The organism is Hymenobacter amundsenii, from assembly GCF_002204745.1.
GTDB classification, from domain to species: Bacteria; Bacteroidota; Bacteroidia; order Cytophagales; family Hymenobacteraceae; genus Hymenobacter; species Hymenobacter amundsenii.
Map to the genome: position 1 here is coordinate 93,081 of NZ_NIRR01000011.1, position 12,356 is coordinate 105,436.

The 12,356-nt window shown below is 53.7% G+C and carries 15 protein-coding genes; 12 read left to right on the forward strand and 3 right to left on the reverse strand.

Features of this window, described 5'->3' with window-relative positions:
• Positions 1–4 precede the first annotated feature (4 nt).
• Positions 5–391 (reverse strand): phage holin family protein, encoded by a 387-nt coding sequence (locus CDA63_RS08975; RefSeq protein ID WP_088464112.1) that lies wholly within the window; start codon positions 389–391, stop codon positions 5–7.
• Between the two features lie 143 nt (positions 392–534).
• Between CDA63_RS08975 and CDA63_RS08980 the strand changes: the two genes are divergently transcribed.
• The 10 genes from CDA63_RS08980 to CDA63_RS09030 all read left to right on the forward strand — a co-directional run bounded on the left by CDA63_RS08980 (position 535) and on the right by CDA63_RS09030 (position 9,647).
• Entirely contained in the window at positions 535–1,749 is a 1,215-nt protein-coding gene (locus tag CDA63_RS08980) for a J domain-containing protein (RefSeq protein WP_126546788.1), read from the forward strand.
• Between the two features lie 138 nt (positions 1,750–1,887).
• Positions 1,888–2,217: a hypothetical protein gene (locus CDA63_RS08985; RefSeq protein WP_088464114.1), complete on the forward strand. Its 330-nt coding sequence runs from the start codon at positions 1,888–1,890 to the stop codon at positions 2,215–2,217.
• A 273-nt stretch (positions 2,218–2,490) separates the two neighbouring features.
• Positions 2,491–3,735, forward strand: coding sequence for a site-specific integrase (locus tag CDA63_RS08990; protein ID WP_088464115.1), 1,245 nt, complete (start codon positions 2,491–2,493; stop codon positions 3,733–3,735).
• 6 nt (positions 3,736–3,741) lie between these two features.
• The gene (locus tag CDA63_RS08995) at positions 3,742–4,656 is read left to right on the forward strand and encodes a hypothetical protein (RefSeq protein WP_088464116.1); all 915 of its coding nucleotides are present in this window, start codon (positions 3,742–3,744) and stop codon (positions 4,654–4,656) included.
• 138 nt (positions 4,657–4,794) lie between these two features.
• A complete protein-coding gene (locus tag CDA63_RS09000) occupies positions 4,795–5,157 on the forward strand; it encodes a helix-turn-helix domain-containing protein (RefSeq protein ID WP_088464117.1) in 363 nt (120 codons plus the stop codon).
• A 1-nt stretch (position 5,158) separates the two neighbouring features.
• Positions 5,159–5,557, forward strand: a complete 399-nt coding sequence (locus CDA63_RS09005; RefSeq protein ID WP_088464118.1) for a hypothetical protein — start codon at positions 5,159–5,161, stop codon at positions 5,555–5,557.
• 82 nt (positions 5,558–5,639) lie between these two features.
• Positions 5,640–6,671: an AAA family ATPase gene (locus tag CDA63_RS09010; RefSeq protein WP_165768247.1), complete on the forward strand. Its 1,032-nt coding sequence runs from the start codon at positions 5,640–5,642 to the stop codon at positions 6,669–6,671.
• Between the two features lie 8 nt (positions 6,672–6,679).
• Positions 6,680–7,729 carry a DUF6371 domain-containing protein gene (locus CDA63_RS09015; protein ID WP_088464120.1) on the forward strand — a complete coding sequence of 350 codons (1,050 nt, stop codon included), beginning with the start codon at positions 6,680–6,682 and terminating at the stop codon, positions 7,727–7,729.
• Positions 7,730–7,749: 20 nt separating this feature from the next.
• Positions 7,750–8,124 carry a hypothetical protein gene (locus tag CDA63_RS09020; RefSeq protein WP_088464121.1) on the forward strand — a complete coding sequence of 125 codons (375 nt, stop codon included), beginning with the start codon at positions 7,750–7,752 and terminating at the stop codon, positions 8,122–8,124.
• A gap of 1,055 nt (positions 8,125–9,179) precedes the next feature.
• The gene (locus CDA63_RS09030; protein WP_126546789.1) at positions 9,180–9,647 is read left to right on the forward strand and encodes a hypothetical protein; all 468 of its coding nucleotides are present in this window, start codon (positions 9,180–9,182) and stop codon (positions 9,645–9,647) included.
• 120 nt (positions 9,648–9,767) lie between these two features.
• Here the strand turns inward: CDA63_RS09030 and CDA63_RS09035 are convergent, their stop codons facing one another.
• Entirely contained in the window at positions 9,768–10,082 is a 315-nt protein-coding gene (locus tag CDA63_RS09035) for a hypothetical protein (RefSeq protein ID WP_088464124.1), read from the reverse strand.
• A gap of 201 nt (positions 10,083–10,283) precedes the next feature.
• Here CDA63_RS09035 and CDA63_RS09040 point away from each other — a divergent pair, with 201 nt between their 5' ends.
• Positions 10,284–10,580, forward strand: coding sequence for a hypothetical protein (locus CDA63_RS09040; protein ID WP_126546790.1), 297 nt, complete (start codon positions 10,284–10,286; stop codon positions 10,578–10,580).
• A 456-nt stretch (positions 10,581–11,036) separates the two neighbouring features.
• A complete protein-coding gene (locus CDA63_RS09045; protein ID WP_126546791.1) occupies positions 11,037–11,453 on the forward strand; it encodes a hypothetical protein in 417 nt (138 codons plus the stop codon).
• Positions 11,454–11,679: 226 nt separating this feature from the next.
• Here the strand turns inward: CDA63_RS09045 and CDA63_RS09050 are convergent, their stop codons facing one another.
• Entirely contained in the window at positions 11,680–12,258 is a 579-nt protein-coding gene (locus CDA63_RS09050) for an ATP-binding protein (protein WP_242434618.1), read from the reverse strand.
• Between the last annotated feature and the right edge of the window lie 98 nt (positions 12,259–12,356).

The following is a 12,356-nucleotide window of genomic DNA, read 5'->3' on the forward strand; positions in this document are numbered from 1 at the left end:
TGTATTAAGCTTGGCGTTTGTCGGATTTGTAAATCTTGTTACTCAGTAGCTTGTCGGCTAAGCCCTCGAAGGCTTTCTTATCGACGCCCATTACGAACACAATCAATAAGATCAGGTAGAAGCCAGCCACGATACCAAACCCCCAATAGGTGCTGTCGAGCAAATCGTTGAGTAACAGGGCTAGAAACAGATTCAGAAACAAAAAGAACAGCAGCCCTATAAAGGCCAGGGTTAGTCCGTGGGCAGCACCAACAAAGGCTTGCTTGGTCTTTTCCTGAATTTCGAGCCGGACCAAGTCGATGCGGGTATCGAGGTAACCCATCAAATTACCTACAAGGGAATCGGTCTGGGACGTTTTAGAGGAGTCTTCTTCGGTGGAGAACAGGCCCATAGGGGAGACTTTTACGGGAGAACAATGTTACAGAACGACGCCCTGGCAAGTAGCGTCGTGGCCTAATATACGTTAGTCGTTGCATACGGAAAAGGCGGCGTTGCGTCTGAAATTGATTTACTTTTACCCTTTCTCGCCTTATTTTGAACCAGAACCACTACCAGCTACTAGGAATTTCCGCTGCTGCTTCGGCTCAGGCTATCAAAATGGCCTACAAGCGCTTAGCTGTGCAGTATCACCCCGATAAGCATGGTGGCAACCCTATTTATGAGGAGCTATTCAAAGCCATAGCCGCCGCCTACTATGTGCTGGGAAATGAGAGTCGCCGGGCCCATTACGACCAGCAACTGCGTGCCGTCGAGCGCCACCGCGACGAGGCTCGTCGCCAGCAGCACTTCCGCCAGCAGGGCCAGCATATTTATGGGGCGCCCATGCCTCCACCGGCTCCGCCGTTGCGTACCCGCCGGCCCGCCGGAGCCCATGAGCGGCACTACCAATCTATGCCGCGCCAGCGAGCAAAGTTCACACGCCGCGACTACTGGCTTACGGCCATACTGGGGCTGGGGCTGCTGCTGTTCGTGGTGTCGGTCAAGATTACGATGGACTATGTTTCGGGTACCCGCAATTACAGCCGTGGGCTGCGGGCTTATACCCGGGGCAACTGGACCGGGGCCCATAGCTACCTGACCGATGCGCTGCATTTCCGCCCCGGCTACTATCCGGCGCTTCGGCGGCGGGGCGAAGTTTCCCAGCTTGGTCTGCGCGAGTATGAGGCCGCCCGCTCCGACTTCCGGGCTGCGCTGGCCGAGGCCCCAGCCAACAGCCGGAGCGAGCGGGGCCGGTTGTGGCTGCGTATTGGGCAGTGCGAGTCGGCACTGAACCGGCCGCTAGCCGCCCAAGTGGCTTACCAGCGGGCGTTAGCCCTCGATAGTACCCTGGCCCGGGCCTGGCTGCGGCGGGGCGAGGCCATGCTGTTTAACCGCCAGCAATTTGGGGTAGCGGCCCGGCTTTTCTCGGCCGGCTTGCGCTACGCCCCCGCCGACTCGCGGCTGCGCGGGCAGCTGCTTACGTTCCGGGGGCTGGCCCGCTACAAGCTTCGTCGCTACGAAGCCGCCCAGCGCGACTATTGGGATGTGCTCAGCATTACGCCCCGCAGTGGCCAGATTTATTTCCTGCTGGGGCGGGTAGCGCAGCAGCAGCGCGACCAGGAGAGAGCCTGCGAGTATTTCGGCCGGGCCCTAATACAGGGTTACGAGTACGCACAGGTGGCCCGCGATACTACCTGCTCCTCACGGGCAACGCTGGCCGGCCAGCTGAATAAAGCTACTGGCACCAAACCCAAGGTAGGGCGGAAGTAGGAGGGAGGGTGGGCACCCGGTTGCTATGGGTGTCACAAAAGGGGCTTGCTGCGCCTTGCGCATAGAGTATTGGGCGGCCAACTTGCAGACCAGCTACGGCGTTGCCGCAGCCCCTCTCTGCCTCCTAGCCACCCGTGTATGCCTCCTTTCAGCGTCAAAGATGCCAACCTGCGTCAGTTAGGTTTCCAGCCGCTGGCCTCTTACGCCTCCTGGGATTACCCGGTTGAGCAGCACGAGCCGGGCTTCCTGCCCATTTCCGACATCCGGTACCTGCACTCCGAGCCCGCCGCCGATAACACCCGCCTCTATGCCTATGCCTGGGTCGATGGCCCCGGGCTTTTGCTGGCTACTGAACGTCACATTTCCACCAATCAACACATCGTGGCCGAACTGGAAACAGACGACCCGCTGGCTTTACGCCAGGTGGTAGAGGCATTTTTCCGCCAGCACAATCAGCCAGAGGGGTAATCCTGCCGTGCCGGCTTCACGCTTGGTATTCCCTGGAAAAACAAAAAGCCCGATTCTGAGGCAGAATCGGGCTTTTTTGTGGTAATGATTGGAATCGAACCTTTTGTATTCGTTGGTAATGTGTAGGTGTTATAAATGCCCTTATAAGCGCTTAAAGGTAGTCTATGAATTGAGAAGTGAAAGCAATGCCAATATACTTTCACTAATCTGTACCCCGAGCTGTACCCTAAAGCTTTCTTGTCGTATCTTGGATGAGCAATCAAAGACACTGACATGGCAACCGTTTCTTTCCATCTAAAAGAGCCGAAAGCAGACAAAGCGACGGCTATCTTCATTTTGCTCAACGGGGATGGGCAGCGGGTGAAAATATACACCGGGGAGCGGATTGCCCCAGAGCAGTGGAGTAAGGCCGAACAGAAGGCCAAGACGAGGGGCCGGGGTATAGAATCAGATACCAACGCCACTATCAACAGCAGCCTAGCCAACATGGCAAAGCTGTTGGAAACCTACTACAGCAAGCAACGAGCGGTCGGCATCATTCCCAGCCCGGCATCTCTTCGGGCTGTTGTAGAGCCGCAACCGGAAGAGAAGCAGGAGCGCCCAAGGCCACTGCCGGATTTTGCTGACTACTTAGAACGCATAGCCCTCACCCGCCGCCCAGCCACCCGCCGGTCAATTGGAACTACATACAACCACTTGGTAGCGTATGAGAAGGTAACCCGCCGCTCATTAGAGTACGATGACCTTACGGCTACCTTTCATGATGGCTTCACGCGCTACCTGCTGGAAACGGTCGGGCTTACCGATAACTCGCTGGCCAAGCAGGTAGGGATATTGAAGAGGTTTCTCTCCGACGCGGTGAATAGGGGCCGCACTAACAAGCAAGACTTCAAGCGGTGGAAATGGGGTAAGCGAGACCCGGATATCTTGTCCCTCACTCGCGCTGAACTGCAACTGCTGGAATCCATCGAGCTACCAGAGGGCCATTACCTGAACAACGTGCGAGGGCTATTTCTACTGGGCTGTTATTCGGGGCTAAGGTGGTCTGATGTGGTAGCCTTAAAGCCAGAGCACGACCGGGGCGACCGGCTGGTGCTGGTAACAAAGAAAACCAGCCAGCAGGTAACAATTCCCCTGCACCCCAAGGCCCGGCCGCTACTTGATATGCTTTGGGCGGGTCGGCTACATGCCATCCTGAATCAGCCCTTTAACCGCTTTATAAAAGAGCTATGCAAGAGGGCCGGAATAGATACTCCTACCGAGCGTAACAGCTACCGGGGTGGGCAACGCATTACTACTACGGTGCCGCGCTGGCAGCTTATAACTAGCCACTGTATGAGGAAGAGCTTTATAACGCTGGCACTAGAAAGCGGCTTGCCTTGGGACGTGATTATGCGTGTATCTGGGCACACCGATTTCCGCTCATTTAGGCGCTACGTGCATACGACCGACGCCCGACAGGTTACGGAGTTCGCCCGCGTGTGGGCACAGGAAAGCGCCGACACACAAGAAGCATAAGCAGCTATGATGACCCCATATATCGAGGAATTTAATCGGAGGGTGCAGGAAGCCGCTGCCTTCGACAAGCAGATGATAGACAGGTTTGGTACCTCTGATTCGCTTGCTTGGCGGGATGATACTATTGAAGCGCAAGAGCCGGGAAACCCCGCACTCCATTCCGCAGACCCACGCTGGCTTTCACCGAAGCCGTACAGCAGCAGATACCTATTCGTCTTCGTCTCTATTGTAGGGAGCCCTGCGCTGCCCCTTACAGCCCTTACCTGCGCCATGGAATCAATGCTTACAGGTGACCAGATAGACGTTGACTATGTGCGGGCCTTGCTGGGTCAAATGGAAGAAGCCGGTCTCATGGAGGATGATGCCGTTATCCTCATGAATGGAGAGGGGTTGACGCCGGAGAGGCGCAAGGGTGCTACGGATACTGGCAAGCTCAAAGAAGAACAGGTCCACCACACTGTCTTTGAAGGTGGCACCCATTACCGAGTCAGAGCTAGGCTGATTGAAAAGTGGCTGGAACGCAAGGAGCGGGAATTAATACCTATTGTTGTAACCCCCGATCTACAGCAACCAAAACCTTTGGTCCCATGCCAGTTAGTTGGGCACTTGATAAAAGAAATACTCCTGAAGGTGGAGGGAGGCAGCAAGTCTTTGGATCTGCTAGCCGCACACATGGGATTCTCTTCACCATATGAAGATTTTAAAAGGAACAAGAATCCTTCTAGCAACATGCTGGCAATGGTATTCGCCTTGAAAAAAAAGAATTTGCTTACAGCGGGCGATATGAAAGCTGCCTTTATAGGCATTGCCTGTAGATATGGGTATAAGTACAATAGGCTCTACGACCCTAAAGGCAATCCAACATACAGAAGAGCGGAGGAGAAAGCAGTTAGCTTGCTTGAGAGCTGGCGTTTTAGATAAAAAGCGACATAAAACATGTAATTTTTATGTTGGAAAAACGTAAAAGCGTTATAAAACGCGAAGCAAAATTCAGGCTGCTTTAAGGTAGGGCATCTTTGTCGGGCAAGGGAATAATCCCTCTTTATAAACCCACAAAGTATGTGTGTGCCAACCACAGTGCAGCCCTCGTTAGTCTCGCCAGACTTCCTCACATGGCTGCAAAATATCAGTGAAGAGGCCGGGGCCGCCGCCGCCCGCGCCGAATTTGCCCGCCTGTCTAGTGCCAGTAAGCCCGACCCAGATAGGCTGACACCACGCGCCGAACTGTGCGCCGAGTTGGGGATTTGCGCCCAGACGATTATCAATTGGGAGAAGACTGGTATCGTAACAGCCCATCGGATTGGCCGCCGGGTGTTCTACCGCCGCCCCGAGGTGATGGCAGCCCTGACAACCAACGGCCTGGCCCAGCCCGATGGCACCCGCCGCAACGCTCGTCGCGGTAAACAACAAAAAACCCGTTAGGATGCTAGAACATCTCAACGGGTTAGAAGTACAGGGTTTGGTTGGAGACCAGCCCAAAGATACGAAGGCTCAAGTACTTGGCAAGAAATACCCGAAAGTATTTTACCTACTTGACGCCGCGCCCCTGTTTGCCTTTTCGGAATCGGGGCTTGCCAACATCTGCAAGCGGTTCGGCGTGAGCCGGGAGACGTTGGAAGATTGCATTAATACCTACCTGCGGCCCGGCGAATCGCCCGACCGTGACGAGCACATGGCCCAGGACGTGGCCCGGCTCCTAACGGTGACGCCTGAACTGCTGGATACAATCGCTAAGGCAGTAGGCCCAAAGACCCGCCCACGCAAAAAGGTCGCTGCCAGAACTCGCAGTAGCAAAGCCAAGGAGGGGCGGAAGAATGGGTAACATAGCAGACCTCCAAGCCCACGCGGTAGAATTAGCCGCCACCACGTTTCATGTTTCACCGTCCCAAACCCTATCAAATGGGATGGTGAAACAGTCGGAGCAGACTACGTTTACCTTAACGGAGCTACTAGCCCGGCCTAATACCAGTATTCCACAGTTGGTAGATGGGTTGCTGCCTGCTCAAGGGTTGGCAATGCTGGGCGGGCCTAGTGATAGCGGCAAATCTTCCATTCTTCGGCAACTCGCCTTAGCCGTTGTCCTGAAAGATGCCAGCTTTCTAGGCTTCCCCATTAATGCTACCCACCACCGGGCCATATGTGTCAGCACGGAAGACGGCGATGGGGCTGTTGCGCCACTACTCAAAAAGCAATTAGACGGGCGAACTGTATTGCCCGATATGGGCGACGGCTTGCGGTTCGTATTTGATTCGGAAAATTTGGTTGGACGGCTCGACCAGATGTTAGCTGCACAGCCTGCCGACCTTGTAGTAGTTGATGCCTTCGGAGACCTTTATGAAGGCAACCTAAACGCATCCAACGAAGTCCGGGGATTCCTCTCAAAATACCAAGGCATAGCGGTTCGGCATAATTGCCTTGTGCTGTTCATGCACCACACTGGGAAGCGCACTGAAGAAAGGGAGCCATCCAAGCATAATATGCTGGGCAGTCAGGGGCTAGAGGCCAAAATGCGGGTAGTGTTTGAATTGCGACCAGACCCAGTAGACCAATCTATTCGGCACCTCTGCGTCCTGAAAGGTAACTACCTCCCTGCCGAAGCGAAAGGCCAAAGCTATGCCCTGGCTTTTGATAACAACTTGCTGTTTCACAATACCGGAATGCGTAGCAGTTTCGGCGACCTTATAAAGGGCCCACCCGAATCAGCAGACGAGCGGGAGATGTGGGAGCAGGCATTAGCCATGCACCGAGCGGGAGATTCTTTGTCAAGAATCCATACCCAGCTTAGCCCAGTAGCACAGGATGCGGGAATGAAGCCTCCATCTCGCAGCACAGTAGACCGCCGGATCAAGGCAATGCTAAAGGTCGTTTCACCATCCCATAACATAGGGGTTGAAACGGTGAAACGTGAAACGGATGAACCACGGGCAGCGGCCTGATGCTGGATATGAGTAGAACAGACTATCGATTCACCCTGGTAAAGTACAGCGGCAAAAGCAGCCGCTGTACTTGCCCCAATTGCGGCCGCCCCCGACGTTTCACCCGTTACCTCGACACGCATACTAACCAGCAGTTGCCGGAGGAATATGGTATATGCGACCGGGCCGACCAATGCGGGTATCGGCTCAGCCCCTACGAAAAAGGCAGGTTCGGCCAGAGTTACGCCGACCAATTGAAGGAGGACCGTCCGTCCTCCAGTCACTGCCAACAGTACCGCAAACCTACTCCCGCACCTCCTGCTATCGTAAGCCCACCAGACGTTGTATTCAAGGCCACATTGGGCCACTACGAGCACAACTCTCTTGCCCGACTGCTACGGGAACATTTTGGATGGACGGTGGCGGACGAGCTACTATCTCGCTTTCAAATAGGCACATCGGTTCATCAGCCGGGAAGCTGTGTGTTCTGGTACATTGATGAGGCAGCCCGAGTTAGAGGCGGTAAAATCATGCTTTATGATGAAACCTTCCATCGGATAAAGGAAGGACTAGGACGACCAGACTGGATGCATACAGTGTTGCCAGCCATCTGCCGCCGACAGAGCAAACCTGTCCCTGGTTGGCTGTCGGCTTACGCGGCGCCTAGCAATGAGAAAAGCCCCTGTCTGTTTGGCTTGCCCCAACTGGTCGCGTCCTCTGGAAACCAGCCTATTGCTATCGTAGAAAGCGAGAAAACTGCCATTCTTGCCACGCCCTATATGCCGGGCTTCCTCTGGATGGCAACGGGTTCACTTGTCAACTTGACCGAGGCCCGGCTTTCTCCAATTAAAAGCCGCCGCATCGTTCTGTGGCCGGATGCTTCTGTCAACGGGAGAGCTTACCAATTATGGGCTGACAAAGCCGCCGAACTGCGCGGTCGAGGATACGACATTACTGTGTCGAACCACTTGGAAAAAACATTGACCGAGCAGCAAAAAGCCGCCGGCTATGATTTGGCAGACCTCATTCTCAATGATTGGCCCGGCTACCCGCCGAGCTGGGATAACACTTCTCTTTAACCTTCAAAAACATCACACAAATGCAATTGCCTACCCTCGAACTCCAAGGCTTAACTCGCGCAGCGGCCTATTCCAACGCACTCGCAGAGGCAGCAAAGCAGCACGACCTAACCGCCGACCAGGTACAGACGCTGTTAGTCCTTGCCTATCTGCACCGTACTGGGAAAGCCAATGTTTCCCCTAGCCAGATAAATGACTTTTACACCACATACGAGCCAGACGCCTTAGAATCAACTAAGGTCAATGTCGGGAAACTGGCCGAGGCCAAACTCGTGGTTTTATCCGCAGACCAGGAAGCGCGTCTTTCATCTAAAGGGGTGCAGTTGCTGAAAACGCTTCACAAGCTGCATGTAAAATGGGCCGCCGACGCATTTGGGCTACTGCATTTCGTGTAATCGCGTCAAGATTCAGGAACAACAGGACGCCTCTTTCGTGAGGCGTCCTAAATTTTGTAGCGAGAGAGCTGGAGACAGGCAATAGGCATATCAGCCCTAAACGCCTAGCTAACAGCCGCAACCGAGCGAGCCCCTAAGAATATAAAAACCATGATATTCAACCAGTTAAAGATACTCTCCGTTTGCCTGGGCGTCCCGGCTACCTTGGAGGGGATTAGCACCAAAAACGGGCTTAAACCGGCCCACCTACGGGCACTTTGGGCCATCCGAGCGATGATGGGCCACTGGGGCACTACCGTTACCATAGCCGAGCTATACGCCAGCGGCCTGCAAGCGCCGACGCGACTACGGGCCTGCGTAAGTGCTCTGGTGGCAAAGGGGTTCGTGAGCCGTCACCGTTGCCGCCCACGTCAGCACCTACTACGGCTCACCCCGAAAGGGGAGCGGCTTCTACAAGATTCGGTGATGCGCCTGCAAGAGCAAGCGTGGCGGTAGTCTGGCGGTCCCCACTTTTAGAGAGCGAACTACGCGGGGACACCTCACAGTAGATTACCCCCCTCCCTTGCCTTTCCACCGAAACCGCGCACCCGAACCGGGTACCCCCAACGAAGCACCCCCGCCCACTACTGGATACCGCTGGTGATACCTGCGCCCCCGTGCAGGCAGTCCTGGCCCCTAGCTGGTTTCGGTTCTCGCGGCCTGCTACTGGTCCAGACCTAGGCGAGAAATAATGAACTCGCTGATGCCAAGGCCTGCTACGTCGGCCAACTCCTTCAGCTTCCAGTACTCTGCATCAGTCATCGAGACACCCCGGTTCCGCTTGTGTTTAGCCGGGTCTTTCCTCGGTCGGCCTTGCTTGGGTTTCTGCTCCATATATCAAACATAGCCCCGGTACTTTACCCCAACAAAATAAATATGCGAAAATGTTTTTCTTGTTGGGATTAAGTGCCTAGTTTGGGTTGTACAAATGAGAAGAGGCCACCCCCGGCAAGGAGTGGCCCCTATCTCACAATCGGGCCAGCAAGCCCAATCATTCACTGTTTCACCCCAAACATATGCAAACTCTATCAATGCCCGCCGTATGTGCCCCCAACAGCACCACCGCCGACGAACTGTTAGCCCAGCCCACCACCTACAACGACGGCCCCGCCTCTGATTTGCTCACGCCAGCGGAAGTAGCCAGCGGCTGCCGGCTCTATGAAGTTCCGAATAGCCACCTAGCCCCCGCGCTCCTCAAAGGTGACTACGTAGTGTGCCAGCCCCTGAGCGTGGCACATTGGGCCGCAATTGCCCCGAAGAGCTGCTGCCTGATTCTTCGGCAGTACGAAGCCGCCGCCGATGGGAGCTGGCCCACCTTCCAAGGCCACAGCCTGGGCCATATAGTAAGCAACGGACTACGCTACGGCGGGGAACTGTTGGCGCTCCAAGACGATGGGCACAGCGACGCCTTAATCCCCAGCGGCATACCGGCTGAGGAGTTGGTAGGAGTTTGCAAAATTGTTCGCTCTATCCGCTTCCTGTAGCCCGCTAAAGTATTACCGAGCCTCCCAAGGCATGACAATTGAAACGGCCCACGTACATACGTGGGCCGTTTCAGCTATAAGCAACCTACGGCGACAGGGGCCACCGACTTACTTGCCCAGTTAAGAGGTGAAGTAGATCCTGTCTCGCCCACCTGCTGTAAACTCGTAAGTCCGGCCCTGATAAACAAAGGCGCAGAGCTGATCGCCCAAATGCCCATATAGCGCGGCAAGTTCAATCCCATCCACGAAGAAGTTCTGACCAAGATTATAATAGCCCACATCAGGAGTGGTCGGCCCTATATTGAACTTGATTTGAGTACCTACCCTGCCGATGAAGGACGCGGGGAAGGTTGGGTGGTCGTCGGCCCGAGTCAAGCCGGTGGCGGTGATTACATCCAGCCCTTGGCCGGAAAGTGCGGTGTTAAAGCTGGCCATGAGTAAGTAGCTAGTGTTACAGGTGGAATGCCTCTACAAATTTACCCATTCGGCCCCGCATCTCATGAAATGGCCTGTTGAATAAAAATCGGCAGAACAATATGATAATCAGTTTTTTGCATATATAAAACAGCATTCCTTGAGGGATATATTCGCAGCTTTACGGCAGTCAATCACCCTCTAAAAAACCATTCGATGGCTGTGGAAGTCGTAACCAAGGAAGAGCACGAGAAAATGGTGCAGGAATTGGCCGCATTGCGCGGTGAGGTACAGGAGCTGCGCGAGCAAATTGGCATCACGTGGATTGACCAGAAGGCTGCCGAGGCGCTGACCGGCCGAAGCCCGAGCTGGTTCTACGCCCGCCGCACGGACGGCACCCTGCCGATTGCCCAGATGCCCCGCGACCACGGCAGCCGCCGCAACAAATACTCCCGCGCTGACTGTGTGAAGTATGGCCGGGAACATGGAGTCTTGCCGCCTGCTGGCTTTCAGAGCTAGACGCCTCAATTTTGCGGAGTCCTCGATGGGTTGAAAATTCAGCCCATTGCAAGCTTCATCCTTCGCTGGGTGGGGCTTGTTTGCTTTTAGAGGCTGAGGGTAGTGGGCGAAAGTTCGGTCGGTAGCTTGTATGCAGTTGGCCTTGGTGCCATATTGCTGGCTCACTATCTCTTATCCAAAGATGAAGAAGCTACTCGGGCATTTAGCCCTGTTGCTGGTCCTTGCGTCAGCGACTCCCGTTGCCGTATCTCACCCCAGCCCCGAAGCCAGCAGCGGCGTAGAGCTGCGCAAAGCTACTGTGGTGTATATGTGTAGCAACGGCAATACGGAGGTATATCACGGTGGCCGCGACTGTGCGGCCTTACGCCGTTGCACCTACGAGGTGAAGGGATTGACACCCAGCCAAGCCAAGGCAAAAGGGCTACGTGGCTGCATGAAATGCTATTGATCTTTGCTATGAAACAATTGCGACCAAGCTATGTCCTATTTTCCAGTATGCGAGACACGCTTTTATATTGGACGATACCGAGTGGACTTTGGTATTTGTTTATGCTCCAATTCAACGCTTACGACGGCAATGAATGGGCAAGTGAGGGTATAATGATTACCCTCTTTAACCATGCGACGCTTCTTTTAGGTATAATATTCCTTTTGGCCATGCCAGGAGCCTTTTCATTAGTTGCAGGTGAGAAGCAGCCCATGTACAGCACTAGAAACAAGCTGGCAGTACTGCTCCTAAATATGGCTTCTGCATTTATAGCTCTTATTGAAAGCTTTCGCCATCCACTACCATATGGTCTGATTAGTGTCGGCTTTCTCGCTGCTGCATATCGCTCCGCTAAAGCATACGATAGAGTGTCATATCCCGAGTAATGTAGTCCGACAGCAAGAAATTCGCCTCGTAATCAAAATAAGTCCCTTGTAGTCAGTGTTATTATGATACTATACAAACATATAACCGTCAGCAATACCGTCAGCATATAGACTATTGAATACACCATCCTCGCCTAAATAATCGAGCACGATTGTAAGCGTATTACTGTGGCAGTTCAGACACAACTCAGACACAACTCAGACACAACTTAGACATGTGTCTGAGTTACTCATTCCATACATAGATTCCATAGGCAACCTGCTCGATATATGCTTTGGACTTAAGGGCAATAAAATCACGACTAACAGTTCTCGCTGTAACTCCTAGTAGTTGCGCCATTTCTACTGCGGAATACAGACCTCCAGATCTAAACAATTCAAGCTCTTTAACGAGGCGTTCTTGTACAGTGCTGACCACAGAGAGTTCCTTCGCAATCTGATGCAAGGGATCAGATACAGTATTATCTGTTGGGGCAGAAGTTGAGTCTTTTCTTTCGGGTGTTTCTGCTAAGCCAAGAACAACTTCTTGAGAAGTCATATCGGCTTGTTTATAGAGTATAACAGTGACTGAAGCGTCAGTTATACGGAATTCTGGCTCTTTCAAGCCTACTTTCTGCATCTCTTGAAACATGCGGGGTACACCTTCATTTAGCTCTCTGACATAGTCAGTCATTTCTGCTAGAATTCGAGCTACATGTGGATTTCTTGAGAAACGGACTTTCTGAATGTTCTCAACTCTAACTAATCCAGGTAAGCGTCCTGGACTTTGTACTTCTAGTCGGTCGGAGAATTGGCGTACGTGTATTGAGGTGGTCTAGGCAAGACGGACAGAAGAAGGACGTATATTTCTTCTGTTATGGCAACAAAATCAAGCGGGACGTCGCCCGACAAACGGCGTAAATA

What these genes read in the sequence shown, in the direction of transcription:
- CDA63_RS09045 (WP_126546791.1), top strand. Translation starts at nt 11,037, where the DNA reads ATGAAACAATTGCGACCAAGCTATGTCCTATTTTCCAGTATGCGAGAC.
- CDA63_RS08975 (WP_088464112.1), bottom strand. Translation starts at nt 391, where the DNA reads ATGGGCCTGTTCTCCACCGAAGAAGACTCCTCTAAAACGTCCCAGACC.
- CDA63_RS09010 (WP_165768247.1), top strand. Translation starts at nt 5,640, where the DNA reads ATGGTGAAACAGTCGGAGCAGACTACGTTTACCTTAACGGAGCTACTA.
- CDA63_RS09030 (WP_126546789.1), top strand. Translation starts at nt 9,180, where the DNA reads ATGCAAACTCTATCAATGCCCGCCGTATGTGCCCCCAACAGCACCACC.
- CDA63_RS09005 (WP_088464118.1), top strand. Translation starts at nt 5,159, where the DNA reads ATGCTAGAACATCTCAACGGGTTAGAAGTACAGGGTTTGGTTGGAGAC.
- CDA63_RS08995 (WP_088464116.1), top strand. Translation starts at nt 3,742, where the DNA reads ATGATGACCCCATATATCGAGGAATTTAATCGGAGGGTGCAGGAAGCC.
- CDA63_RS09015 (WP_088464120.1), top strand. Translation starts at nt 6,680, where the DNA reads ATGAGTAGAACAGACTATCGATTCACCCTGGTAAAGTACAGCGGCAAA.
- CDA63_RS08985 (WP_088464114.1), top strand. Translation starts at nt 1,888, where the DNA reads ATGCCTCCTTTCAGCGTCAAAGATGCCAACCTGCGTCAGTTAGGTTTC.
- CDA63_RS09035 (WP_088464124.1), bottom strand. Translation starts at nt 10,082, where the DNA reads ATGGCCAGCTTTAACACCGCACTTTCCGGCCAAGGGCTGGATGTAATC.
- CDA63_RS09000 (WP_088464117.1), top strand. Translation starts at nt 4,795, where the DNA reads ATGTGTGTGCCAACCACAGTGCAGCCCTCGTTAGTCTCGCCAGACTTC.
- CDA63_RS08990 (WP_088464115.1), top strand. Translation starts at nt 2,491, where the DNA reads ATGGCAACCGTTTCTTTCCATCTAAAAGAGCCGAAAGCAGACAAAGCG.
- CDA63_RS09020 (WP_088464121.1), top strand. Translation starts at nt 7,750, where the DNA reads ATGCAATTGCCTACCCTCGAACTCCAAGGCTTAACTCGCGCAGCGGCC.